The 25964-nt window shown below is 55.1% G+C and carries 22 protein-coding genes; 10 read left to right on the forward strand and 12 right to left on the reverse strand.

Going from position 1 to position 25964, the window contains the following annotated elements; genetic code table 11:
* The first annotated feature begins 10 nt into the window (after positions 1 to 10).
* The 5 genes from dnaB (at position 11) to OGX80_RS11995 (ending at position 5529) form a co-directional block, all read left to right on the forward strand.
* Positions 11 to 1426 (forward strand): replicative DNA helicase, encoded by a 1416-nt coding sequence (dnaB, locus tag OGX80_RS11975; protein WP_012134629.1) that lies wholly within the window; start codon positions 11 to 13, stop codon positions 1424 to 1426.
* Between the two features lie 118 nt (positions 1427 to 1544).
* Positions 1545 to 2624, forward strand: coding sequence for an alanine racemase (gene alr / locus OGX80_RS11980; protein WP_115182210.1), 1080 nt, complete (start codon positions 1545 to 1547; stop codon positions 2622 to 2624).
* 148 nt (positions 2625 to 2772) lie between these two features.
* Positions 2773 to 3966 carry an aromatic amino acid transaminase gene (gene tyrB, locus OGX80_RS11985; RefSeq protein ID WP_115182209.1) on the forward strand — a complete coding sequence of 398 codons (1194 nt, stop codon included), beginning with the start codon at positions 2773 to 2775 and terminating at the stop codon, positions 3964 to 3966.
* 290 nt (positions 3967 to 4256) lie between these two features.
* Positions 4257 to 4970 (forward strand): acid phosphatase AphA, encoded by a 714-nt coding sequence (gene aphA, locus OGX80_RS11990; protein WP_012134616.1) that lies wholly within the window; start codon positions 4257 to 4259, stop codon positions 4968 to 4970.
* A 202-nt stretch (positions 4971 to 5172) separates the two neighbouring features.
* The gene (locus tag OGX80_RS11995) at positions 5173 to 5529 is read left to right on the forward strand and encodes an MmcQ/YjbR family DNA-binding protein (protein WP_012134615.1); all 357 of its coding nucleotides are present in this window, start codon (positions 5173 to 5175) and stop codon (positions 5527 to 5529) included.
* Between the two features lie 95 nt (positions 5530 to 5624).
* Here OGX80_RS11995 and uvrA read toward each other — a convergent pair whose 3' ends face one another.
* Positions 5625 to 8447 (reverse strand): excinuclease ABC subunit UvrA, encoded by a 2823-nt coding sequence (gene uvrA / locus OGX80_RS12000; protein WP_012134614.1) that lies wholly within the window; start codon positions 8445 to 8447, stop codon positions 5625 to 5627.
* A 250-nt stretch (positions 8448 to 8697) separates the two neighbouring features.
* Between uvrA and ssb1 the strand changes: the two genes are divergently transcribed.
* The gene (gene ssb1, locus OGX80_RS12005) at positions 8698 to 9234 is read left to right on the forward strand and encodes a single-stranded DNA-binding protein SSB1 (RefSeq protein WP_047459655.1); all 537 of its coding nucleotides are present in this window, start codon (positions 8698 to 8700) and stop codon (positions 9232 to 9234) included.
* 261 nt (positions 9235 to 9495) lie between these two features.
* Complete coding sequence (locus OGX80_RS12010; protein WP_012134612.1) at positions 9496 to 9927, forward strand: universal stress protein; 432 nt, start codon at positions 9496 to 9498, stop codon at positions 9925 to 9927.
* Here the strand turns inward: OGX80_RS12010 and OGX80_RS12015 are convergent.
* The 10 genes from OGX80_RS12015 to OGX80_RS12060 form a co-directional block, all read right to left on the reverse strand.
* Entirely contained in the window at positions 9917 to 10225 is a 309-nt protein-coding gene (locus OGX80_RS12015; protein ID WP_142757168.1) for a hypothetical protein, read from the reverse strand. The two genes, OGX80_RS12010 and OGX80_RS12015, sit on opposite strands and share 11 nt — an antisense overlap.
* 397 nt (positions 10226 to 10622) lie before the next feature.
* Entirely contained in the window at positions 10623 to 13331 is a 2709-nt protein-coding gene (locus OGX80_RS12020; RefSeq protein ID WP_115182207.1) for a cation-transporting P-type ATPase, read from the reverse strand.
* 464 nt (positions 13332 to 13795) lie between these two features.
* A complete protein-coding gene (fecE, locus tag OGX80_RS12025) occupies positions 13796 to 14563 on the reverse strand; it encodes a Fe(3+) dicitrate ABC transporter ATP-binding protein FecE (RefSeq protein ID WP_012134609.1) in 768 nt (255 codons plus the stop codon).
* Positions 14564 to 15520, reverse strand: a complete 957-nt coding sequence (gene fecD / locus OGX80_RS12030; RefSeq protein WP_115182206.1) for a Fe(3+) dicitrate ABC transporter permease subunit FecD — start codon at positions 15518 to 15520, stop codon at positions 14564 to 14566.
* The gene (fecC, locus tag OGX80_RS12035) at positions 15517 to 16503 is read right to left on the reverse strand and encodes an iron-dicitrate ABC transporter permease FecC (RefSeq protein ID WP_114848701.1); all 987 of its coding nucleotides are present in this window, start codon (positions 16501 to 16503) and stop codon (positions 15517 to 15519) included. Before fecC ends, fecD begins: the two co-directional genes overlap by 4 nt.
* Positions 16500 to 17402 carry a Fe(3+) dicitrate ABC transporter substrate-binding protein FecB gene (locus OGX80_RS12040; protein ID WP_114647569.1) on the reverse strand — a complete coding sequence of 301 codons (903 nt, stop codon included), beginning with the start codon at positions 17400 to 17402 and terminating at the stop codon, positions 16500 to 16502. Before OGX80_RS12040 ends, fecC begins: the two co-directional genes overlap by 4 nt.
* A 100-nt stretch (positions 17403 to 17502) precedes the next feature.
* Positions 17503 to 19818 carry a TonB-dependent Fe(3+) dicitrate receptor FecA gene (fecA, locus tag OGX80_RS12045; RefSeq protein WP_071257682.1) on the reverse strand — a complete coding sequence of 772 codons (2316 nt, stop codon included), beginning with the start codon at positions 19816 to 19818 and terminating at the stop codon, positions 17503 to 17505.
* 97 nt (positions 19819 to 19915) lie between these two features.
* On the reverse strand, positions 19916 to 20872 hold the full coding sequence (gene fecR / locus OGX80_RS12050; RefSeq protein ID WP_115182205.1) for a ferric citrate uptake sigma factor regulator FecR: 957 nt from the start codon (positions 20870 to 20872) through the stop codon (positions 19916 to 19918).
* Positions 20869 to 21387, reverse strand: coding sequence for a ferric citrate uptake sigma factor FecI (gene fecI / locus OGX80_RS12055; protein WP_114848698.1), 519 nt, complete (start codon positions 21385 to 21387; stop codon positions 20869 to 20871). Before fecI ends, fecR begins: the two co-directional genes overlap by 4 nt.
* Before the next feature lie 156 nt (positions 21388 to 21543).
* A complete protein-coding gene (locus OGX80_RS12060; RefSeq protein ID WP_012134601.1) occupies positions 21544 to 21825 on the reverse strand; it encodes a YjcB family protein in 282 nt (93 codons plus the stop codon).
* Positions 21826 to 22400: 575 nt separating this feature from the next.
* Here OGX80_RS12060 and pdeC point away from each other — a divergent pair.
* Positions 22401 to 23987 (forward strand): cyclic di-3',5'-guanosine monophosphate phosphodiesterase PdeC, encoded by a 1587-nt coding sequence (gene pdeC / locus OGX80_RS12065; protein WP_012134600.1) that lies wholly within the window; start codon positions 22401 to 22403, stop codon positions 23985 to 23987.
* Between the two features lie 2 nt (positions 23988 to 23989).
* Here the strand turns inward: pdeC and soxS are convergent, their stop codons facing one another.
* On the reverse strand, positions 23990 to 24313 hold the full coding sequence (gene soxS / locus OGX80_RS12070) for a superoxide response transcriptional regulator SoxS (RefSeq protein ID WP_012134599.1): 324 nt from the start codon (positions 24311 to 24313) through the stop codon (positions 23990 to 23992).
* Positions 24314 to 24399: 86 nt separating this feature from the next.
* Between soxS and soxR the strand changes: the two genes are divergently transcribed.
* Positions 24400 to 24858, forward strand: coding sequence for a redox-sensitive transcriptional activator SoxR (soxR, locus tag OGX80_RS12075; RefSeq protein ID WP_115182204.1), 459 nt, complete (start codon positions 24400 to 24402; stop codon positions 24856 to 24858).
* A gap of 318 nt (positions 24859 to 25176) precedes the next feature.
* Complete coding sequence (locus OGX80_RS12080; RefSeq protein WP_012134597.1) at positions 25177 to 25845, forward strand: glutathione S-transferase family protein; 669 nt, start codon at positions 25177 to 25179, stop codon at positions 25843 to 25845.
* Positions 25846 to 25964: the final 119 nt, after the last annotated feature.

The raw sequence follows: 25964 nt of genomic DNA on the forward strand, positions 1-25964 counted from the left end.
TCCATTCACTATGGCAGGAAATAAACCCTTCAACAAACAACAGACTGATGCGCGTGACCGTGATTTGCAGGTTGACGGGCTGAAAGTGCCGCCGCACTCGATTGAAGCGGAACAGTCGGTGTTGGGCGGTTTAATGCTGGATAACGAACGCTGGGACGATGTCGCCGAACGCGTAGTGGCGGATGACTTTTATACCCGGCCGCACCGGCATATTTTTACCGAAATGCACCGTTTACAGGAAATGGGGAAACCCATTGACTTGATCACGCTGGCGGAGTCGCTGGAAATTCAGGGGCAGCTGGACAGCGTTGGTGGTTTTGCTTACCTGGCGGAGTTATCCAAAAATACGCCAAGTGCGGCGAACATCAGCGCTTATGCGGATATTGTCCGCGAACGTGCCGTTGTTCGCGATATGATTTCCGTCGCCCATGAAATTGCCGATGCGGGTTACGATCCGCAGGGGCGCAACAGCGACGAGCTGCTGGATCTCGCGGAATCTCGCGTTTTCCAGATTGCGGAAAACCGCGCCAATAAAGACGAAGGCCCGAAAAGCATCGATCAAATCCTCGATGCGACCGTGGCGCGCATTGAAACCCTTTTCCAGCAGCCGCATGACGGTGTGACAGGGGTCGATACCGGTTATCAGGACTTAAACAAAAAAACCGCCGGTTTGCAGCGCTCGGATCTGATCATCGTTGCGGCGCGTCCGTCGATGGGTAAAACGACATTTGCGATGAACCTCTGCGAAAACGCCGCGATGTTGCAGGAGAAACCGGTACTGATCTTCAGTCTGGAGATGCCCGGCGAACAGATTATGATGCGTATGCTGGCGTCGCTGTCGCGCGTGGACCAGACGCGCATTCGTACGGGTCAGCTGGATGACGAAGACTGGGCACGTATTTCCGGTACGATGGGCATCCTGCTGGAGAAGCGCAATATGTATATTGACGATTCATCCGGCCTGACGCCGACGGAAGTTCGCTCGCGCGCCCGTCGTATCTACCGTGAACATGGCGGGTTAAGCCTGATCATGATCGACTACCTGCAACTGATGCGCGTGCCGTCGCTCTCCGATAACCGTACGCTGGAAATCGCGGAAATCTCCCGCTCGCTGAAAGCGCTGGCAAAAGAGCTACAGGTGCCGGTGGTGGCGCTGTCGCAGCTTAACCGCTCTCTGGAACAACGCGCCGATAAACGCCCGGTCAACTCGGATCTGCGTGAATCCGGCTCCATCGAGCAGGATGCCGACTTGATCATGTTTATCTATCGTGACGAGGTTTATCACGAAAACAGCGACTTAAAAGGCATCGCAGAAATTATTATTGGTAAACAACGTAACGGCCCAATCGGTACGGTACGTCTGACGTTTAACGGGCAATGGTCGCGTTTCGATAACTATGCGGGACCGCAATACGACGACGAGTAAATCTCCTTCATCATTCACGCCGCAGATGCGTTGACTGCGCCCGCTTACCCCTTCGGGGACAGCGCGTTTTGTCCTGCAACGCGAATGATTTTGGCGATTCTTTTTATAAGGAATTCAAATGCAAGCGGCAACTGTAGTCATTAACCGCCGCGCTCTGCGACACAATCTGCAACGTCTGCGTGAACTGGCGCCTGCCAGCAAGCTGGTTGCGGTCGTGAAAGCGAACGCTTACGGACACGGTCTTCTGGAGACCGCGCGAACGCTCCCTGATGCCGACGCGTTCGGCGTCGCCCGCCTTGAAGAAGCCCTGCGCCTGCGGGCGGGCGGGATCACGCAGCCCATTCTGTTGCTGGAAGGTTTTTTTGAAGCCACCGATCTGCCAGTCATCTCTGCGCAGCATCTGCATACCGCCGTGCATAATGAAGAACAGCTTGCCGCGCTGGAAGCCGCCGGGCTGGATGAACCGGTAACGGTGTGGATGAAACTGGATACGGGAATGCATCGTCTGGGCGTGCGTCCTGAAAAAGCCGAAGCGTTTTATCAACGGCTTACGCAGTGTAAAAACGTGCGCCAGCCGGTAAATATCGTCAGCCATTTCGCCCGCGCCGATGAGCCGGAATGCGGTGCGACCGAGCAGCAACTCGATATTTTTAATACCTTCTGCGAAGGTAAACCGGGGCAACGTTCCATCGCCGCTTCCGGCGGCATCCTGCTGTGGCCACAGTCTCATTTTGACTGGGCGCGACCGGGCATCATCCTCTACGGCGTCTCGCCGCTGGAAAATCAGTCAACTGGCGAAGATTTTGGCTGCCAGCCGGTCATGTCGCTAGCCTCCAGCCTCATTGCCGTTCGCGAGCATAAAGCGGGCGAACCGGTGGGCTACGGCGGCACATGGATCAGCGAGCGCGATACGTGTCTGGGCGTGGTTGCTATGGGCTATGGCGATGGTTATCCGCGTGCGGCGCCGTCCGGTACGCCGGTGCTGGTTAACGGTCGGGAAGTGACGATTGTCGGTCGCGTGGCGATGGACATGATCTGCGTCGATTTAGGCCCTCAGGCGCAGGACAAAGCAGGCGATCCGGTCATTTTGTGGGGTGAAGGTCTGCCCGTTGAGCGCATTGCGGAAATGACAAAAGTGAGTGCTTACGAACTTATCACACGCCTGACATCAAGGGTTGCGATGAAGTACATCGATTAATGCGTGCCGGGTGGCGCATTGATCCCAGGCCGGATAAGGCGGATACCCCCGCCATCCGGCGATATTCACATCAACATCCTCTCGATCTTCTCTCGCTTCCGGTTTATTGTGTTTTAACCCCCTGCCTGTAAACCTGGAGAACCACAGCGTGTTTCAAAAAGTTGACGCCTACGCTGGCGACCCGATTCTTTCGCTTATGGAGCGTTTCAAAGAGGATTCGCGTAGCGACAAAGTGAATCTCAGCATCGGTCTGTATTACAACGAAGAGGGCATTATTCCTCAGCTTAAAGCCGTTGCCGAAGCGGAAGCCCGGATTAATGCGCAGCCGCACGGCGCGTCGCTGTACCTGCCAATGGAAGGTCTCAATACCTATCGCCATACCATTGCGCCGTTGCTGTTTGGCGCCGATCATCCGGTTCTTCAGCAGCAACGCGTGGCGACAATTCAGACGCTGGGCGGTTCCGGCGCGCTGAAGGTAGGGGCGGATTTCCTGAAACGTTATTTTCCTGAATCCGCCGTGTGGGTCAGTGACCCGACCTGGGAAAACCACATCGCAATTTTTGAAGGCGCAGGTTTCGAAGTAAGTACTTACCCCTGGTATGACAACGCCACTAACGGCGTGCGTTTCAACGACTTGCTGACGACCCTCAACACCTTGCCTGCTCGCAGTATTGTGCTGCTGCATCCGTGCTGCCATAACCCGACCGGTGCCGATTTAACCCATTCGCAGTGGGACGCGATTATTGAGATCCTGAAAGCGCGCGAGTTGATTCCGTTCCTCGACATTGCCTATCAGGGATTTGGCGCAGGTATGGAAGATGATGCCTACGCAATTCGCACTATTGCCAGCGCCGGATTGCCCGCGCTGGTCAGTAACTCTTTCTCGAAGATCTTCTCGCTGTATGGCGAGCGTGTGGGCGGGCTTTCGGTGGTCTGTGAAGACGCTGAGGCCGCTGGCCGCGTGTTGGGTCAGCTCAAAGCCACCGTGCGCCGTAACTACTCCAGCCCGCCGAATTTTGGCGCGCAGGTGGTTGCCGCCGTACTGAACGATGAGGCGCTCAAAGCCAGCTGGCTGGCGGAAGTGGAAGCAATGCGCACGCGTATCCTGGCGATGCGTCAGGAACTGGTGAATGTCCTGAACGCCGAGATACCGGGCCGTAACTTTGATTATCTGCTGCAACAGCGCGGCATGTTCAGCTATACCGGCCTGAGCGTTGCACAGGTGGACCGTCTGCGTGATGAGTTCGGCGTCTACCTGATCGCCAGCGGGCGCATGTGCGTAGCGGGTCTGAATTCCGGCAATGTCCAGCGCGTGGCGAAGGCGTTTGCTGCGGTGATGTAAGTGATTGTGTTGCCGGATGGCGGCGTTGCCTTATCCGGCCTACAAAGCAGCCCGTAGGCCCGGGGGCGACCTGCCGGATGGCGGCGTTGCCTTATCCGGCCTACAAAGCAACTCGTAGGCCCGGTAAGCGGTAGCGCTGCCCCCTCCATTCATATGTGATCATCCTCTTTTTCTGTAACAAAACCGCAGAAAATTCTTCCTTTCACCTGCCGCTGGGGTTATGGTCAGAGAGTTTTTTGACCAGTCAATATAATTAAAAATCATAACTAACTGACTATTTAGGGAAAAATATGCGCAAGATAACCCTGGCCTTGAGCGCCTTTTGTTTACTTTTCACGTTAAATAATTCAGCAATCGCCCTGGCGTCCTCGCCGTCGCCGCTAAATCCTGGCACCAACGTTGCGAAACTCGCCGAGCAGTCTCCCATCCACTGGGTTTCTGTCGCGCAGATCGAAAATAGCCTGGCGGGTCGTCCTCCCATTGCTGTCGGGTTTGATATTGATGACACCGTGCTGTTTTCCAGCCCTGGCTTCTGGCGCGGCAAAAAAGTCTATTCGCCAGAAAGTGAGGATTATCTGAAAAATCCGGCATTCTGGGAGAAGATGAACAACGGTTGGGATGAGTTCAGCATTCCGAAAGAGGTGGCGCGTCTGCTTATTGATATGCACGTCCGGCGTGGCGACAGCATCTTTTTTGTCACGGGGCGGAGCCAGACGAAAACCGAAACCGTCTCGAAAACGCTGGCTGATGATTTCCACATTCCCGCAGCCAATATGAATCCTGTGATTTTTGCAGGCGACAAGCCGGGCCAGAACACCAAAACGCAGTGGCTACAGGAGAAAAATATCCGCATCTTCTACGGCGACTCCGACAATGACATTACGGCAGCCCGTGACGCGGGCATTCGTGGCATCCGCATCCTGCGCGCCTCCAACTCTACCTATAAACCGTTGCCACAGGCCGGCGCGTTTGGGGAAGAGGTGATTGTGAACTCGGAATATTAAAACCGGCGGAACCTTTTGCCCCAGGACTGATAAAACGCATTAGCGTCGCCATCAGGCCTACAGTGGCATCATCCGGTAAGATTCTCAATCGCTGTTTTTTTGAACAAAATTGAGCTGCTGGCTTTTACCTTTGGCGGACTTGCTGCAAACTGAGTAAGAGACGTTCTCAGTGGGGCAATATGCTTAAAAGGGGAATAAGAAGATGACCAATTCGGAGTTACTGCAATATTGCATGGCAAAAACAGGCGCGGAACAGAGCGTTCACAGTGACTGGAAAGCCACACAAATCAAGGTTGAAGATGTGCTTTTTGCCATGGTGAAAGAGGTGGAAAATCGCCCGGCGGTATCTTTGAAAACCAGCCCTGAACTGGCGGAGTTGCTGCGCCAGCAACACAGCGATGTGCGACCAAGCCGACATCTTAATAAAGCGCACTGGAGCACCGTCTACCTGGACGGTTCGCTACCGGATTCGCAAATCTATTATCTGGTGGATGCCTCTTATCAACTGGCGGTAAGTACCCTGCCGGAGGACAAGCGTAAGCTGTTGGTGCAGCCGTGAGCCGTTTTGCCGGATGCGGCGCAAGCGCCTTATCGGGCCTACAAACTATTACGCATATTCTGTAGGCCCGATAAGCGCAGCGCCATCGGGCATTATTACAGCATTGGCTTGAGGAAACGGGCAGTATGTGACGCTTCACACTCTGCGACCGTCTCCGGCGTCCCGGAAACAAGAATTTCGCCGCCGCCGCTGCCGCCTTCCGGGCCGAGATCGACAATCCAGTCCGCCGTCTTAATGACGTCCAGGTTGTGCTCAATCACCACAATGGTGTTGCCCTGGTCGCGCAACTGGTGCAGCACGTCCAGCAGTTGCTGAATATCGGCAAAATGCAGACCGGTGGTCGGTTCATCCAGAATGTACAGCGTCTGCCCGGTGCCGCGTTTCGACAATTCACGCGCCAGCTTCACGCGCTGTGCTTCACCGCCAGAGAGCGTGGTGGCGGACTGACCGAGACGGATGTAGGTCAGACCCACGTCCATCAGCGTTTGCAGCTTACGCGCCAGCGCCGGAACGGCGTCAAAAAATTCGCGCGCTTCTTCGATGGTCATATCCAGCACTTCGTGGATAGTCTTGCCCTTGTACTTAATCTCCAGCGTTTCGCGGTTATAGCGCTTGCCTTTGCACTGGTCGCACGGTACGTAAATATCCGGCAGGAAGTGCATTTCAACCTTGATGACGCCGTCGCCCTGACAGGCTTCACAGCGCCCGCCGCGCACGTTAAAGCTGAAACGTCCCGGCGTATAGCCGCGTGAGCGTGATTCCGGCACGCCAGCGAACAGCTCACGTACGGGAGTAAACACGCCGGTATACGTTGCCGGGTTAGAGCGCGGCGTACGGCCAATCGGACTCTGGTCGATGTCGATGACTTTGTCGAAATGCTCCAGCCCCTGAATATCACGATACGGCGCAGGTTCCGCAATGGTCGCCCCGTTTAACTGGCGCTGGGCAATCGGGAACAGCGTGTCGTTGATAAGCGTAGACTTACCCGACCCGGATACGCCGGTAATACAGGTAAACAGGCCAACCGGCAGCGTCAGGGTGACGTCTTTCAGGTTGTTGCCGCGCGCGCCGGTCAGCTTCAGCACTTTCTCCGGGTTCGCGGGAACGCGCTGTTTCGGCACTTCAATCTTGCGTTTGCCGCTCATGTACTGGCCGGTGAGGGATTCCGGCACCGCCATAATCGCCTCCAACGGCCCTTCGGCCACGACCTGACCGCCGTGTACGCCAGCGCCGGGGCCGATATCGATCACATGGTCGGCGGCGCGGATGGCGTCTTCGTCATGCTCCACCACAATCACGGTATTGCCGAGGTTACGCAGGTGAATCAGCGTTCCCAGCAAACGTTCGTTATCGCGCTGATGGAGACCGATAGACGGTTCATCCAGCACATACATCACGCCTACCAGCCCGGCGCCAATCTGGCTGGCCAGACGGATACGCTGGGCTTCGCCGCCGGACAAGGTCTCTGCCGAACGGGACAGCGTCAGGTAGTTGAGGCCGACGTTTACCAGAAACTTGAGGCGGTCGCCAATCTCCTTGAGGATCTTCTCCGCAATCTTTGCACGCTGGCCTGCGAGCTTGAGATTGTTGAAGAAGTCCATCGCATGGCCGATGCTCATGTCGGAGATCGCAGGCAGCGGAGTATTCTCGACGAAGACATGACGTGCTTCACGGCGCAGACGCGTGCCTTCACAGCTGGCGCACGGACGGTTGCTGATGAATTTAGCTAACTCTTCACGTACCGCGCTGGACTCCGTCTCTTTGTAACGGCGCTCCATGTTGTGCAGTACGCCTTCGAACGGATGGCGGCGCACGGAGGTGTCGCCACGATCGTTGATGTATTTGAACTCGATGCTCTCTTTGCCGGAACCGTACAGAACGACTTTATGCACGTTCTGACTCAGACTTCCCCACGGCGCTTCCACGTCGAACTTATAGTGTTCCGCCAGCGATTTCAGCATCTGGAAATAATAGAAGTTACGGCGATCCCAGCCGCGAATCGCGCCGCCAGCCAGAGAAAGCTCCGGGTTCTGGATCACGCGATCGGGATCGAAATATTGCTGTACGCCGAGGCCGTCGCAGGTCGGGCAGGCTCCCGCCGGGTTGTTAAACGAGAACAGACGTGGTTCCAGCTCGCGCATACTGTAGCCGCAAATTGGGCAGGCGAAGTTGGCGGAAAAGAGCAGCTCTTCCGCTTTCGTATCGTCCATATCTGCGACGATCGCGGTGCCGCCGGAGAGTTCCAGCGCGGTTTCAAAAGATTCCGCCAGGCGCTGGGACAGATCGCTACGGACTTTGAAACGATCGATCACGACCTCAATGGTGTGTTTCTTTTGCAGCTCCAGCTTCGGCGGATCGGAGAGATCGCAGACCTCGCCATCAATACGGGCGCGGATGTAGCCCTGGCTGGCCAGGTTTTCCAGCGTTTTGGCGTGCTCGCCTTTGCGCTCTTTAATAATGGGCGCCAGCAGCATCAGGCGTTTGCCTTCCGGCTGAGACAGCACGTTATCCACCATCTGGCTGACGGTTTGCGCCGCCAGCGGGACGTCATGATCCGGGCAGCGCGGTTCACCCACGCGGGCGAACAGCAGACGCAGATAGTCATGTATTTCGGTAATTGTACCTACCGTAGAGCGCGGGTTATGGGATGTCGATTTCTGCTCAATTGAGATAGCGGGCGACAGCCCCTCAATATGGTCGACATCTGGTTTTTCCATCAAAGACAGAAACTGACGCGCATACGCGGAAAGGGATTCAACGTAGCGACGCTGCCCTTCGGCATACAAGGTGTCAAAAGCGAGCGAGGATTTGCCAGAACCCGAAAGCCCGGTGACGACAATCAGTTTGTCGCGCGGGATGACGAGGTTGATGTTTTTGAGATTATGGGTGCGGGCGCCCCGAACTTCGATCTTATCCATTCACCTTTCCCGGATTAAAACGCTTTTTCCCGGCCGCATGGCGCTACCGGCGATCACAAACGGTTAATTATGACACAACTCAACCTGAATGGATATACAGTATTGGAATGCAAAACACAGGCTACTGTGTAACAATGTCCGCCCAAGGTTGTTTACTGGAATCAGCCTCGCATCGTAGTAAAAACGCTATTGGTAATGCTACAATCGCGCGTTTACACTTATTCAGAAACGTTTTTCAGGAGACTCGATCATGGCCAGCAGAGGCGTAAACAAGGTGATTCTCGTCGGTAATCTGGGCCAGGACCCGGAAGTACGCTACATGCCAAATGGTGGCGCAGTTGCCAACATTACGCTGGCTACTTCCGAATCCTGGCGTGATAAGCAGACCGGTGAGATGAAAGAGCAGACGGAATGGCACCGCGTTGTGCTGTTCGGCAAACTGGCGGAAGTGGCCAGCGAATATCTGCGTAAAGGTTCTCAGGTTTACATTGAAGGTCAGCTGCGTACCCGTAAATGGACCGATCAGTCCGGTCAGGACAAATACACCACTGAAGTGGTGGTCAACGTTGGCGGCACCATGCAGATGCTGGGTGGCCGTCAGGGCGGCGGCGCTCCGGCTGGCGGCAATATGGGCGGCGGTCAGCAGCAGGGCGGTTGGGGTCAGCCTCAGCAACCGCAGGGCGGCAACCAGTTCAGCGGCGGCGCGCAGTCCCGTCCGCAGCAACAATCTGCTCCGGCACCGTCTAACGAACCGCCAATGGATTTCGACGACGACATCCCGTTCTGATGAATTAAAAAAGCTCCCTTTTCGGGAGCTTTTTTTTGGGCTGAAATAGCGTGCAATTAAATAGCAGGCTTGTCAGTTTTGTCACCGGACGTAAATATATCTACAGACTTTATGGGTTATTTCCTTTCTTGCTTATGATCAAAAAATACAGGGTATTATTGATTATTATTCCCCCGTTATTTTGGTCAAATGAATGCTGAATCTTGCCAGGTCTTTTCAGGGATATGTGATTGACCTGTCAGCTAACTTAAGGAAATCATCATGAATAAAGTCATTTTAATGCCCGTTGATATTCTGGCGATGGATCTCTCTGACAAAGCCATTGCCTACGCTGATCATATGGTGGACAAAGAAAACGGCGTGATCCATCTGCTGCATGTTTTCCCTAAACTGGGTACCTCCCCAATGCGTGGTTTTGCCTCGGATATCAGAAAATACGAGGAATACATGACGAATGACGCGCAAGAAAAAATGCTTAACCTTGCGAGAAAATTCAAAACGCCGTTGGAGAATATTCGTTTTGAAGTCCGTCATGGCAATATTCGTGATGAAGTAAATAACGCGGTAGAAGCGCATAACGCCGAGATGATTATCATCGGTTCGCGCAAGCCGGGTATTGCAACGCATTTGCTCGGTTCGGCTGCGGCGAATATTTTGCGATACGCGAAAATTCCGGTGATGGTCATTCGTTAATCTGCCTGCCCGGTGGCGCTTTGCTTACCGGGCCGACAAAACCTCTCTCCCGTAGGCCGGATAAGGCGCTTGCGCCGCCATCCGGCGTTATGCCCGGTGGCGCTTCGCTTACCGGGCCTACAAAATCCCTCTCTCGTAGGCCGGGTAAGGCGCTTGTGCCGCCATCCGTCGCCATGCCCGGTGGCGCTTTGCTTACCGGGCCTACAAAATCCCTCTCTCGTAGGCCGGGTAAGGCGCTTGCGCCGCCATCCGGCGTCATGCCCGGTGGCGCTTCGCTTACCGGGCCTACAAGATTCACTCCCGTAGGCCCGGTAAGGCGCTTGTGCCGCCATCCGGCGCTATGCCCGGTGGTGCTTCGCTTACCGGGCCGACAAAACCTCTCTCCCGTAGGCCGGATAAGGCGCTTGCGCCGCCATCCGGCGTCATGCCTGGTGGCGCTTCACTTACCGGGCCGACAAAACCTCTCTCCCGTAGGCCGGATAAGGCGCTTGCGCCGCCATCCGGCGTTATGCCCGGTGGCGCTTTGCTTACCGGGCCTACAAAACTTCTCTCCCGTAGGCCGGATAAGGCGCTTGCGCCGCCATCCGGCGCTATGCCCGGTGGCGCTTTGCTTACCGGGCCGACAAAATGCCTCCCCCATCGGCAAAAAAAAGCCTCCGCTACGGGAGGCTTTTTGCTTCGCGGTGAACCGCTGGCTATTTCCGGCGGAATTTACGGGTGAGCGGTTTCTCTATCTCCACAATGCAGAACAGCACTGCGCCGATAGCGAAGGTTATGCCCCAGTAACGCAGCGGCAGCGCTTCTGTGCCAAACAGCATCTGCATGAAAGGCATATAGATAATCGCCAGCTGTAACAGCAACAGAATGCCGCTGACCATCCAGATGCCTTTATTCATCAGCAGCCCGCGTCCCAGCGAGAAACCATCCGAAACCCGGCAGTTGAGCATATATACCCACTGTGCGGTGACCAGCGTCTGCAACAGCACGGTACGGATAAACTCCGGGCTGTGGCCGCGAGGCTGCAACCAGGCTTCCAGCGCAAAGGCGCAGGCCGCAATTAACGTTCCGACAAAACCGACGCGCCAGATAGCAAAGGCATCCATGACGTTCTCATTACTCTGGCGTGGCGGGCGTCGCATGATGTTGCGCTCACCGGCTTCAAATGCCAGCCCGAACGACAGCGTGGCGGAGGTCGCCATATTCATCCACAGAATCAGTACCGGCGTGAGCGGGATCAGGTTCCCAGCCAACAGGGCAATGATGATCAGCAGACCCTGTGCCAGGTTGGTGGGCATGATGAACAGAATCGTTTTCTTCAGGTTGTCGTAAACGCGACGCCCCTCCTGCACGGCGCTGGCGATGGTGGCGAAGTTATCGTCCGTCAGTACCATGTCAGCGGCTTCTTTTGTCACTTCCGTGCCTTTGATGCCCATCGCGATGCCGACGTCCGCCTGCTTCAACGCGGGGGCGTCGTTGACTCCGTCGCCGGTCATACCGACAATCTCGCCTTTGTTTTGCAGCGCCTTCACCAGACGCAGTTTATGTTCGGGGCTGGTGCGGGCAAAGATGTCGTAAGTGACAGCGGCTTCGGCTAATGCCGCATCGTCCATCTGCTCCAGTTCGTAGCCCGTTACCGCGTGGGTGCTGTTATGAATCCCCAGCATGCCGCCGATACTCATGGCCGTTTGCGGGTGATCGCCGGTGATCATCTTCACGCGAATCCCCGCCTGCTGGCAGGCCTGGATTGCGTCAATGGCCTCTGGACGCGGCGGGTCCATCATACCTGCGATGCCCAGGAAGATCAGGCCGTCATTCAGGCACTCATGGGTGAGAGAGGCGGCTTCTGCACGCCCTGGCTTCCAGGCTGCCGCAACCATGCGCAGACCTTCTTTCGCATAGCGCGCGATCTCCGCTTCCCAGTGATTTTGCGTAAAAGCTTCAGTACCGGTAGCGGTTTGCTGTAGCTGGCACAGTTTAAACAACACATCTGGCGCGCCGGTCACCAGTACGCGCTCTTCATTTCCAATGCGATGGTGCGTCGCCATGTATTTGTACTGCGAATCGAACGGGATTTTGCTGCGCAGTTCAGTTTCAATGGCGGGAAGGCGCGCTTTTGCCGCCAGCACTTTTAAGGCCCCTTCCGTTGGCCCGCCAGTGATGCCCCAGTGACCGTTTTCGTCCTGAATCAATTGGCTGTCATTACACAGGTCGATAGTGCGAAGGTAGTTCTCCAGCAGGCTGCCGGGCAGGATCTCTACCGCAGTGTCGCTCTCCTCAGTATGGATCTCGCCCATTGGCTCATAGCTGTTGCCCTGAACGCGGTAATTTTTGTCCGCCGTAATAATGGCTTTTACCGTCATCTCATTCATGGTCAGGGTGCCCGTTTTATCGGAACAGATCACGGACATTGCACCCAGCGTCTCGACCGTTGGCAGCTTGCGGATAATGGCGCGTTTGCGGGCCATTGTCTGTACGCCGAGCGACAGAATAATCGAGATGATCGCGGGCAGCCCTTCCGGTACGGCCGCGACGGCAAGGCTAATCAGAGAAAGCAGCAGTTCGCCCATCGGCATATCGCGCAGCAGCAGGCTGAACACAAATAGTCCTGCCATCATGGCGACGATAATGGCGAAAATGGCTTTGCCGAGTTTATCCATCTGAACCAGCAGCGGGGTACGGTGCTTCTCAATGCCCGTCATCATCTGGTTGATGTGGCCGAGTTCAGTCTCTTCACCGGTGGCGATAACCACGCCCAGCCCGGCGCCTGCGCTGATGGTGGTGCCGGAGAACAGCAGATTTTTACGATCGCCTAACGGCAGTTCGCCGGTAAGGGTGTCGGCTGTTTTATCGACAACGGTGGACTCACCCGTCAGGATGGCCTCTTCAACCCGCAGATTATGGGCTTCCATAACGCGAAGATCTGCCGGGATGCGATCGCCTGCGCGCAGCACGACGATATCGCCCACCACCAGTTCGGTTGTGGGGACGGTTTCATGTTGACCGTTGCGGATCGCGACCGCTGAGTTCGACAGCATATTGCGGATGCTTTTCAGCGACTTTTCCGCGTTATTTTCCTGAATGTGGCCAATCAGGGCGTTGATAACGGCAACACCCAAAATGACGGCCGTATCCACCCAATGACCCATGACCGCAGTCAGCACCGCCGCAGCGATCAGGACATAAATCAGAACATCGTGGAAATGCGCCAGGAAGCGTAACCATGCCGGTTTGCCTGCTTTTTCTGGCAGCGCGTTAGGCCCATGCTGCGCGAGGCGCGCGCTGGCTTCATTTTGCGTCAGCCCGGAAGGCTGACTCTGCTTTTTTTCAAGTACCTCGTTAACAGATTGCTGGTACGGTTTTTTTTCAACGCATGGCGCAGAATGGAGACGATTTTTATTCGGCATTCTGGTCAATTTAAAATTCCTCGAAGTATAAAATGCATAATGTTTTGAATCGCGCTTATACTATTAAAATAAAGAGTCTGAATTATTGACATTAATCAATGGCGTTTCTTTAAAGATTATTTTATCTTGATGGTTAGATAACGCTTGTAGCGTATATTTTCAGTGTTTTGATGGAAGTGTAAATTTAGTAAAGGAGGTAATTATGTTAGGAATATATAGCGGTAGGCGATTGATGTTACTGGTTATTTTTGCAATCATCATCGCGGTAATTAGCGGGATTTCAACCTACGCCTTCGTTAAATACCTGGGTTGAAAAACACTAAATATAGTGTTCCTTACATAACTTTTAAATATTTAAAGTTAATGACAGAGAATAAAAATAAAGGGCATAAGAATATATTTTTGATGAGCAGTCTGACAGGATGAACAGACTGCTCTGGACAGGTAAAAATATGGCTAGCAGACTAACGAATAATACACATTGGTTTTCCTGTCAGCGGTTCAGGGTGAATTTCCGCATCAACCTGAAATACCTTGCGTAATAATTCTGGTTGCATCACATCAACAGGTTGCCCTTGCGCAATCACATTCCCCTGCGCCAGCACGACAAGATGATCGCAATAGCGACTTGCCTGATTCAGATCGTGCAGTACCGTCACGACCGTTTTTCCCGCCTGTTTTAGCATCTGCATGAGCGCCATCAACTCCACCTGATGATTAATGTCGAGCCAGGTGGTGGGTTCATCCAGTAATACAATGGGCGTATCCTGCGCTAACACCATCGCCAGAAACACGCGCTGCCGCTGACCGCCGGACAGCTCCGTCAGCCGCCTTTCTGCCAGCGCGTCAGTGTGCGTCTGCGCCATTGCCCGGTTGACATGCTGATGGTCGTCGCGAGAAAGCCGCCCCCACAGCGGCAGCCACGGGCTGCGGCCATAGCTGACCAGTTCCCGCACGGTGATCCCTTCCGGCGTCATGTGCTGTTGCGGCAGTAGCGCCAGGTGACGCGAAAGCGCGCGGGGTGAGAAGGCCGACAGCGGCTTACCCGCAATGTGCAAGGTGCCGGATTGCGGTATGAGCAGGCGGGCAAGGCATTTCAGCAGCGTCGATTTGCCGCAGCCATTAGGCCCCAGTAATGCGGTGATCTGCCCGGCGGGTAGCGTAACCGACAGGCCGTCAAGAATGCGTTTATCACCGTATCCGGCAGTCAGGTTTTCACATCTGATATCCATTTAGCGCATCCTCACAAGCAACCAGATAAACCACGGCGCGCCGATAATGGCGGTGAGCATGCCTGCCGGAAGCTCCGTGGGAGGGTTAATGATCCTTGCCAGCAAATCGGCCAGCGTTAAGACAAATGCGCCGATTAGCGCAGCGCCGGGCAGTAGCCAGTGATGGCGCCCTCCCAGCAGGCGTCGGGTCAGGTGGGGCACGACCAGGCTGACGAAAGCCATCGGCCCGCAAACTGCCACGCTGGTGGCTGCCAGCGCGACGGCGAGGAGCAATCCCAGGCGCTGCGCCCGCCTGACCGGGACGCCGAGCGTGCTGGCGCGATCATCGCCCAGCGCCAGCAGATCCAGATCGCGGCAAAACCAGGCGCTGAGTGGAATAAGCGCCAGCATTACCGGCAGCGCCACATACACAAACGACCAGCCGCGTCCCCATAAACTGCCGGTCAGCCACAGCAGCGCGTTGTTAACGTCCTGCGGGCGGGAGAGCATCAGGTAATCCGTCAGGCTGGCCCAGGTTGCCGACAACGCCACGCCGATTAACGCCAGACGCAGGGGGGAGGAGCGACCCGCAATCGCACGCAGTAAGATCAGCGCACAAAGCCCGCCCACAAATGCCAGCAGCGGCAGCCAGACGACCGACAGCGATGGCAGCAGCATGAGTGCGCTTACCGTTGCCAGACTGGCGGCATGGTTCACCCCTAAAATATCCGGCGAGGCCAGCGGATTACGCACGATGCCTTGCACCAGTACGCCGGAAATCGCCAGGGCGGCGCCGACGAATATCGCCAGCAGCAGTCGCGGCAGACGATACTGAGTCAGAACATAGTGGTGCTCGTGACCGGTATGCCAGCCATCGATCAGCGCGGACCAGGGCAGGGGAACCACGCCCAGACGCAATGACAGCAGCGCGGTGATGCTCAGCAGGAACAACGTGATGAGCAGAATAAAGGCTTTCATCCACGCCTCCTTGCCAGCCAGACAAAACACGGCGCGCCAATCAGCGCCAGCACTGCGCCTGCCGGAAGCTCGCCCGGCCAGGCCAGCGCTCGCGCCAGAATATCCGCCAGCAGCATAAACGTTGCGCCCATCAGCAGGCTCATCGGCAGCAACTTACGCTGGTCGTGACCTGACCACGCCCTGGCCAGATGCGGCATTAACAGGCCGATAAACGCCACCGGCCCCGCCACGCTGACGCAGGCGCCGACCAGCACCAGCACGCCGATATTGACGGTAAGCCGCAGCCGAAACAGGTTTACGCCGAGTGTGTGTGCGGCGACATCGCTGACGTTGAGCAGATTAAGGGCGTTCGCCAGCAGCAGCATGACGGGAATAATCACCAGAACAAAAGGAAAGAGCTGCCAGAACTCGGCCCAGCGCACATGGGCAATACCGCCCGCCAGCCATGAAAAAATGCCGTAAGCGTGGTCTTCCGCCAATAACAGCGTGATGCGGGTCAGCGCCATACACAGCGCGGAGAGCGCGATTCCGGCGAGAATCAGTTTGTTGCGGTCGGGCTCCTGTCGCCAGCCGCCGCCAGCCAGCATCACCAGAAGCCAGGCGAGGCCTCCGCCTGCGGCGGCGATAAACGCGATGGAATACCCGCTGAGCAACATGGGGCTGAATGCGCTGGTTAACGCTATCGCCAGTGCCGCACCGCTGTTAATGCCGGTCAGAGAAGGGGAGGCTAGCGGGTTATGGGTCAGGGTTTGCAGCAATGTTCCCGCCAGGGCAAGGCTGGCGCCAATCAGCAATGCCACCAGGCTGCGCGGCAGACGTAAATTACGTACCAACGCCTCCGAAAGCGGAGGCGTTGAAGAAGGAAACAGGGCATGCAGAGCACTGACGGGTGAAATCGGGATCGCCGAGTAGCAGAACAGGCTCAGCCAGAACGCTGCCAGGAGCGCCAGTACGGGCGCTCCCCAAATGATCAATGTCCTCATTGCGTGGTATCAGGCGTCTGGTGATGAAAGATTTTCACCGTATCGCCGGCAATGCGTTCCGCAGCGAAAATCCCGCGCATCCGCGCCCAGCTATTGCTATCGACAGCGGCAACCTGGTGGTGTTGCGACGCCTGGAGCATGGACCACAACGTATCCTGCTGCCAGCGTTTAACGATGCTCTCCTGGCGGTAGTGCGCGACAATCAGCCACTGCGGATCGAGCGCCAGTAGCCGCTCCAGATTAATCGTGGTCATTGGCGCAGAGTTGATTGCCTCCGGCACGCGCAGACCCAGCGCAGCGAGCACGCCGCCCGTATACGATTCGCGGCTGTGCAGATTAAACTGCTGTTCGCGTGAGGTGCCGAATACCACGCTGGCCCCTTTCGGCAAGTGGGCGGCAAACGCGCGCATACGTTCCCGATGCAACGTCAGCCGTTTTTGCATTTCCGCATCTTTACCTGATACTTTCCCGATGATCGCGGCGGATTGCAGATTTTCTGCGTACGTTTCATTGCGGGATTTGAGCAACAACACGGGGGCGATCTCTTGCAGCGCGGCGTAAATCCCTGCGTGGCGGCTGCTGTCAGCGATAATCAGGTCAGGCTTTAGCGCGCCGATCGCCTCAAGACTCGGCTGAGCGCGGGTGCCGACGGACTGCCATTGCCCGATAATCTGGCGCACTTCCGGTAGCAGACGCGTGGGATCGTTGTCATCGGCGATCCCCACCGGACTGACGTTCACCGCCGCCAGCGCATCGGCAAACGACAGTTCCAGTACGACAATCCGTTGAGGCGTTTTATTCAGGGTAAAGGCGCCGTGTTCATCCTGCACCGTCACAGCAAAAACCGGCGCTGCCAGGACGATCAGGCTGAAAAAATAAACGCGAATAAAAGCAAACATAGTCAACTCCGGTTGCCGGATGGCGCTGCGCTTACCTGGCCTACGTCACTCTGTAGGCCAGGTAAGGCATTTACGCCGCCACCCGGCAACAAATGAACAATCAGAACTTCAGTGACCCTTGCAGATACAGCGTTCGCGGCTGTCCGGCATAGATGCCTTTGTTGTTGTCATCATACGAGCGGGTGTAATACTCGTGGTCGAAGATATTCTTCACGCCAAACGCCAGGTTCAGGTTGGCCATCTCGGGGCCGAAGTCATACGCCACGCGCGCGCCCCACAACATGTAACCCGGAATACGCCCGGTGCTGCCGTCCGCGCTCTCTTTCCTGGTATTGGCGTTGTCGGCAAACTGGCTGGACTGGAAATCGCTGTTCAGGTTGAACGTCCAGTTGCCGGGTTTGTAATCCACGCCCAGCGTCCCTTTATGCTTCGGTGAGAACGGCACCTGATTGCCGTAAGTGTCGCCTTTTTCGCGAATTTCGGCGTTAACGTACGCGTAGTTAGCGTAAACGGCGACATTTTCCAGCGTGGGCGTCATATCGCCGAGATCGTAACGTACCTGCGTTTCCAGCCCGGTATGACGGGTTTTGCCACGGGCGGTGACCGTATCGTTAGTCTGGTTGGAGTCGTACTGATTATTAAAGTTAATCAGGAACAGCCCCATTTCCGCCGTCAGCGCGCCGTTGTCGAATCGGGTTCCGACTTCCCAGGTTCGCGCTTTTTCCGGTTCCACATTGCCGCTTTGCACAGCCTTGCCAATTTGACTGTACTGTACGGTGCCGAACGAGCCTTCAGTGTTGGCATAAAGATTCCAGCTGTCAGTGAGGTGGTAGAGGACGTTAAGCGCCGGAAGCGGGGCGTTGTAGCTCACCTCTTCGTGCGTACCTTTAACGTTGTTGTCCTGGTAGGATTCAATGTGCTCAAAACGCATACCTGGCGTAATGGTCCAGTTGCCGATATCAATTTTGTCATCGAGATACCAGGCGTGAGCTTCGGTCCCTGAACGCGTATCACGGTCATAAGGGCTGGATGTTGACGGCAACTGACCGCTGGTGGTTGCGGTGTAGTAGCGCATTTCATGCGTGGATTCATTGACATAGCGATAGCCTACGCCGACTTCATGCGCAGACGGGCCAATCATAAAGCTCTGGCTGTAGCGCGGTTCAATGCCGCGAACCCAGTAGTAGCGCGGTGAGAGCGTAATGCGTTTTCCTTGCTCTAAATAACCGCTGCGCAGGGTGCGGGTGTAGAAACCCTGAATATTGAATTTGTGCTGGCTGTCGGGCTGGTATTGATATCCCAGACTGGCAAGCTGGCGGCGGCCCCAGAAGCTGTCATACGGGCGCGTGGACTGCCAGCGATCGGCGTCGTAGTCGGCGCGGGACAGACCGCCGGGCATATCGGCGTGACCGTCATAGTATTGCAGCAGGCTATTGAAGGTGTGTACCTCGTCAGGCGCATATTTGCTTTTCAGCATCACGTCGTCGATACGGGTGTTGCTGTGTTCGCGCCAGTCGCTGCCGCGCGTGCCGGAGTAGAGCAGGGCCGTGCCGAAACCGTTATCCGCCGTTCCGCCTACCATCAGGTTGTGCGTCTCTTTTGGATTGTTTTGCGACGAGGTGGGGCTGAGTTGCCCTTCAACGCCGGCTTCAATACCGAAATCCTGCGGAATCGCGCGGGTCACGAAGTTCACCACGCCACCCACGCTTTGCGGCCCATAGCGCACCGCGCCGCCGCCGCGCACCACGTCAACGGCATCCATATTGCCCAGAGAGACCGGCGCGAGCGATAGCTGCGGCTGACCGTATGGCGCAAAAGGTACGGGGATGCCGTCCATCAATACCGTAGAGCGGCTGGCCAGGCGTGGGTTAAGGCCGCGAATACCGAAGTTCATCGCCAGGTCATGGCTGCCGGTGCCGTTGTTTTCCGGGGCGTTGACGCCGGGGATACGGTTCAGCGCTTCGCGCATGGTCGTCGCGCCGGTTTTGGTGAAATCATCCCGACGGATAACGTCACGCGCGCCGGCATGTTCGAACACGTCGTTTTCCCGGGCTTCACCCAGCCAGTCGCCGACTACGGTCAACGAGTCCTCGCTGGCAACCGGGGCGGCTTCCAGCGTCCAGGTGTTATCGCCTAACGATTTTTCCTGTAGGCCGCTCCCCTTTAGCAGCGTGCGCAGGCCATCTTCAAGCGCGTAGTCGCCGTGCAGCCCGTCACTGTGTTTGCCCCGCGTGAGCGAAGCATCCACTGACATAATAATGCCGCTGCGGGCAGCGTATTGATTAAGTGCTTTGTCTAAGTCTCCGGCGGCAATATCGAACTGCGTAGCAAATGCAGGCAGTGAAGCCAGTCCGGCAAGCGGAAGCAGGCTTAAACGAATCGCCATCACCAGAGGTGCTGTGTTATGAAAGGCCATCACGTCTCCATCATCATTTCTTTATTTGTATTCAGTTATGAAGTCGAACGAGCGGGGTAAAAGGGACAATAAAAATGATAATTTTTTTCGTTATCGTTTAAATGGCGGGAGACAGTGTGACCCAGTAGCGCGTAACAAAATGAATTTTCACAGGAAGCGTTTTCGCGATCGCATTCAGTACGGCATCGGTGTTGCCGAGCGGGAACGTCCCTGTCAGGCGTAATCCGGCAACGGCCGGGTCACAACGCAGTATGCCGTGCCGGTAGCGCGAGAGTGTGGCGATGACGTCGCCCAGAGGTTTGTCGCTGAAACTTAATACGCCCTGCGTCCAGCTTGCAGACTCATCATTCAATGATGCGACGTCGCCAAACTGCGAGGCGCTGAAGCGCACCGTTTCACCTTGCTGAATAACCCGTTTTTGTTGTGGATCTCCGGCGAGAATCGCTTCGACGGCATGTTGGCGGACGCTAAGGACGGTTTCATCGCCGTCCTGGCGTACGGTAAATTCCGTACCCAATGCGGTGAGCTGGCCCTGGCGCGTCTGTACACGAAACGGGCGTTGCAGCGCGTCTTTACCGGTGGTAATGGCGATCTCGCCGTACCAGAGCTGGATCTGGCGCTGGCTACTGTCAAATCGCACGTTAACCGCGCTGTCGGTATTCAGCGAAAGCAACGTGCCATCCTCCAGCGTCTGCTGGCGAGTCTGCCCCCGGGCGGTACGATAATCAGCACGCAGGCCTTCGCCCAACTCCGATCGCCAGAGCTGCCAGCTGCCGCCCGCGCAGACCAGCAACAGCAACCCTTTCAGTACGTGGCGGCGCGTCAGGCGGCTGTCTTTCAGCGTGTGGCTGGCGAGTTTGCCGGGGACGCTGCTCATCTGGCAGCGCAGGTTTTCGACCTGCTGCCAGGCCCATTGATTATCCTGATCTTGTTCATACCACTGCTGCCAGCGCGCTTCCTGCTGGGGGCTTACGCGCTCCCCGCTTAAAACGGCATACCAGTGTGAGGCTGAACGTAGCGCCTGGCGGCGGGCATCGGTGAGGGAGGTTTTCACAGGCCATGCTCCAGGCGGAACAGCAGGCAGTGTTCCGTGGCTTTCGCGACGTACTTTTTCACCGAGCTGACGGAAACATTCAGACGTTGCGCGATGGCGCTGTAGGTCAGCCCGTCAAGCTGAGAAAGCAGGAAGGCCGTTCTCGCTTTGGCGCTCAACCCGTCCAGCATCCTGTCGACAAGTTGCAGCGTTTCGAGATGCGACTGCTTTTCTTCAGCGGAAGGCGCCAGCGTTTCGGGTAACTGCGCAAGCATCTCCAGATACGCTTTTTCCAGCGCATTGCGGCGGAAAAGGTCGATCATCACCCGTTTGGCGACGGTGCAGAGAAACGACTTTGGGTCGCGAATCGCCGTCAGAGATTCACCGTTAATAATACGCAGGAAGGTGTCCTGGGCGACGTCGTCGGCGTCGAACGCCGACTGTAACTTTCGCGCCAGCCAGTGCGTCAGCCAGCCGTGATGCGCGCGATACAGCGATTCAAACGTTAAAGGAGCGCACTGAACTGGAGTCGGCATAGCGGAAAAGTATCAAAAGTTAATCATCACGGCGGGGATGTTAATATGAGAATAGTTCTCATTACAATAAATGATACGGCGATTTTAGCGGGAGAAAGGTTAACTGGCTGTTTTTGAGAGAATAAAAAAGCCTCCGGGCGGAGGCTTTTATCAGCATCAGGTCAACACCATCGGCCACTCTGGCGGGGTATGGCTCATGGCTTCCACCATCACGGCTTCGATATTGTTCCAGATTGCGGAGACATCCATCAGAGTGATGCCGAGTAACCCGGTTGCAAACCAGCAGGCCGATACGACGCCAAGGCCGCTACTGATCACCGCGAGTCCGATATAGTCGGATTTACGAAAGCGAATATTGAGCGTGCTGGCTAAAAACATGAGCACAGCGCTCAGCAGTTGCCAGCGGAGAAGAACCACGCCAGTGGTTATGGTAGCCATGAAACATTTCCTCTGAGAATAGCAGGTGCCCTGGACAGCGCGGCGTTGCTCACGGAAGGCGTGGTACACTCTGGCTATCGACGGGCATGACATCGACACTGAATGAAACAACGTTTCTGTTTCATCATTTTTGTGAACTATATCACAATAAATTGTTTGTTAGCCAGTGCAGGGCACCCTTTTTTGTGTGTTTTATAACCATAAATTAAGTATGGGTATCTGGAGGGGCTATACCGGAAGATTATGGAGCTGGTTATTGAAGATGTATTTTTATTACCATTTTATTAGCGCCGGAAAATTAACCAGCCTGGAAATTTAACTTAATTTTTCTGCATTAATCGGAAAAAACCCTGGAAAATTCTTACTCCTTTTGGATTAGAATATTCCCTAATAAAAATAAGCATAACTTTAAGTTTGCCTTACGGGAAAATATTATCGTCATCCGTCAATATCAGACTTTTACCAGGAAAAGTCTGTTGCTAATGTCGCTTAATTCATGCAACGTAATCACCTGTTTGTTATAGCATCCGCCTTGATGATGACAGGCACAGACAATTCAGGGATACAGGGCCGAAATGAATCATAGCGCGCAACGAAAGTTGCTGAGATTCCTTGGAACAATCATGGTGGTATTACTCCCCGTGATGCTGGCGCTATGGTTTGCCCACATGCGGGCGGTGTCTGAAACCCGTAATCAACTGCACTCTTTTGCCGAGCTGGCATTAGAAAAAACGGAACTGGTTGTCCAGCAGGTGGAGCTGGCCCGCGACGCGATACAGCAGTATCAGGGAAAAGCCTGTACTCCTGCGCATCAAAAACGAATGCAGGATATTATTCGCGGTCGTCTGTATATCAGCGAGTTAATTTATGCGCAAGACGATCATTTTTTATGCTCTACGGTAATGGCGCCTGCCAGTCCTTATATTATCCCTGCCGCAGATTATAAACGAGAACCAGATGTTTCTATTTATTACTATCGTGATACGCCGTTCTTTGCTGGCTACAAAATGACGTATATGCAAAGAGGACACTATGTCGCGGTAATAAATCCGTTGTCTTACAGCGAGGTGATGTCAGACGATCCCACTCTGGCCTGGGGCGTATATGACACGGTGACGAACTCCTTTTTCTCCGTGAGCGAGCAGGCAAACGTCGAACAATTATTACCGTTGCTACACCGTGATGAATCTACCTTTCAGCAAAATAATCGCTTCTATACTATTGCTCATTCAGAAAAACGTCCGATCGCGATAATTGTTTCCACTGATAACGCGCGTTTCTATCAGAACCTGTACCATCAGGCGACGTTAACGCTGCCGTTAGGCATTATCTGTAGTATCATTGTGTTATTGATGTGGTCGCGTACGCGCGAGGAATATCATTCACCGCGCCGTTTGTTGCAGCGAGCGATCGATAAACGTCAACTGCGTCTTTATTATCAGCCCATTATTGATATTCAAAATGAAAAATGCGTGGGGGCGGAGGCGCTATTGCGCTGGCCTGGTTTTGAAGGGCAGGTGATGAGCCCGGCAGAGTTTATCCCGCTGGCTGAAAAAGAGGGGATGATTGCGCAGATTACCGATTACGTGGTGGAAGAAGTATTCAACGATCTGGGACATTTTCTCGCCTCGCAACCTCATCTTTATATCTCTATTAATCTCTCCGCTTCTGATTTCCACTCCTCCCGGCTTATCGCGTTAATTGCGGAGAAAGCCCGCCAGCATTCCGTTCTTGCGCAACAAATTAAGGTGGAAGTGACGGAGCGCGGCTTTATTGACGTGCCGAAAACCACGCCGGTTATTCAGGCATTTCGTCAGGCAGGTTTTGAAGTGGCGATTGATGATTTTGGAACAGGGTATTCAAACCTGCACAACCTGTATTCATTGAATGTCGATATTCTGAAGATTGATAAATCCTTTATCGACACGCTGACCACCAATAGCACCAGCCATCTGATCGCGGAACATATCATCGAAATGGCGCAAAGCTTACACCTGAAGGCCATTGCCGAAGGCGTGGAAACGGCAGATCAGGTGAACTGGCTGTTCAAGCGCGGCGTTCAGTATTGTCAGGGATGGTATTTTGCGAAGGCGATGCCGCCGCAGGCGTTTATTCAGTGGCTGCAACAGTCGCCCGCACTCCTGATGCAGCGCGGGCAGTAAGGTTACAGACGATGACGGTAGTCGCTGGGCGTGCGGTCAAACTCGCGGCGGAAGACGCGCGAAAATGTCTGTTGCGACACATATCCCAGATCCATCGCGATATCAAAAATGGGGCGCTCGGTCGTTCGTAGCTCTACGGCGGCCAGCAGGAGTCGGCGCTGACGAATATAGTCGCCCAGCGTCTGATGCATCACCGTGCGGAACATCCGCTGTAAATACCACTTCGAGTAACCTGATTTTTTTGCGACCACATCAATGTTCAGCGGTTGGTCGATATGTTCATCAATCCATTCAATAAGGGTCTGAATTATCTGCTGATGGGACATATTGCTGCCTCTTTCTCAGTGTTCGATTCGTCGTTTTGTCTGCGGGCGAGTATAATTCCTCAAGTTAACTTGAGGTAAAGCGATTTATGGAAAAGAAATTACCGCGTATAAAGTCCCTGCTTACGCCGGGTGAGGTGGCGAAACGTAGCGGTGTGGCGGTATCGGCGCTGCACTTTTATGAGAGCAAAGGGCTTATCAGCAGTGTCCGTAACAGCGGCAATCAGCGGCGATATAAGCGCGATGTGCTGCGCTATGTGGCGATCATCAAGATTGCTCAACGTATTGGCATTCCGCTGGCGACCATTGGCGAAGCGTTTGGCGTATTGCCTGAGGGGCATACGCTGAGCGCAAAGGAGTGGAAGCAGCTTTCTTCGCAATGGCGCGAGGAGCTGGACAGACGTATTCATACTCTGGTGGCGTTGCGCGATGAGCTGGACGGCTGCATCGGCTGCGGCTGTTTGTCGCGTAGCGATTGCCCGCTGCGCAACCCTGGTGATCAGCTCGGCACGCAGGGAACAGGGGCGCGATTGCTGGAAGATTATTAAATGTCGTTTCGCCGGGACGCGCGTAGGCCGGATAAGCGAGCGCCATATCGCCGCGCATAAAACTAAAGCGCCGCAAGGGCGCTTTAGTTTGTTTCCGGTCTTTGTCTTTCGCTCTATCCCGTTGGTTCACGGGAGGGTTTCCCCCGACATCAACACCCCTCAGTCGAGCACGTGGTGGAGGTTCCGGTTTGTGTTGATACTGTAATTGTATGCCATGCCCGCCCGTTTGCCAGTGTATTGTCTGTTTTTTAGCCGAAATTTTTACGCCATCTCTCGCTCTTTTCTATAGTTAATTTGAATGAAAAACAGGAGACAGCCATGCTGACGGTGCATCATTTGAATCAATCTCGTTCCCAGCGCGTGCTCTGGGCGCTGGAGGAGCTGTCGCTGCCCTACCAGATTGTTCGCTACCAGCGTGAAAAAACCATGCTTGCGCCACCGGCGCTGAAAAAAATCCACCCGCTTGGAAAATCGCCCGTTATTGAAGATAACGGTGAGATCCTCGCCGAATCCGGCGCCATCCTGGAGTATTTGCAGGAAACCTATGACCACGCAGGGCAGTTTAAACCTGCCGATGCCCGGCAAAAACGGCAGTATCGGTTCTGGCTGCATTATGCGGAAGGCTCGTTAATGCCAATGCTGTTAATGAAACTGGTGTTTGTCAGCCTGGGTAAACCGCCGGTGCCATTTGGGTTACGCACGCTGGGCGGCATTCTGGGGCAGGGCGTGCAAAAAGCGTATCTCAACCCGCAACTGGAGACGCATGCGCGCTACATTGATGCGCATCTTGCCGCGCAGCCCTGGTTTGCCGGGGAACATATCAGCATGGCGGATATCCAGATGAGTTTTCCTCTGTTTGCGTTACTGAGCCGAGGCGGAATTAACGACCTGACGCACATTAGCGCCTGGAAGAAGCGCGTAGAGATGCGCCCGGCGTGGCAAAGGGCTATCCAGCAAGGCGGTCCTTTTGAGATCCCTGGCGGATAGACGGATGTGTCAGTCGTCCGCCCGAGAAAAAATGTTATCAGATTGCGCATTGACGATAACGTTTGCGCATCGACTGGCGATTTATTGAGCGTGATGAAAAGAAATAAGCAAAAAGCCGC

Source organism: Citrobacter sp. CK194 (assembly GCF_030333395.1).
Taxonomy (GTDB): Bacteria; Pseudomonadota; Gammaproteobacteria; order Enterobacterales; family Enterobacteriaceae; genus Citrobacter_B; species Citrobacter_B koseri.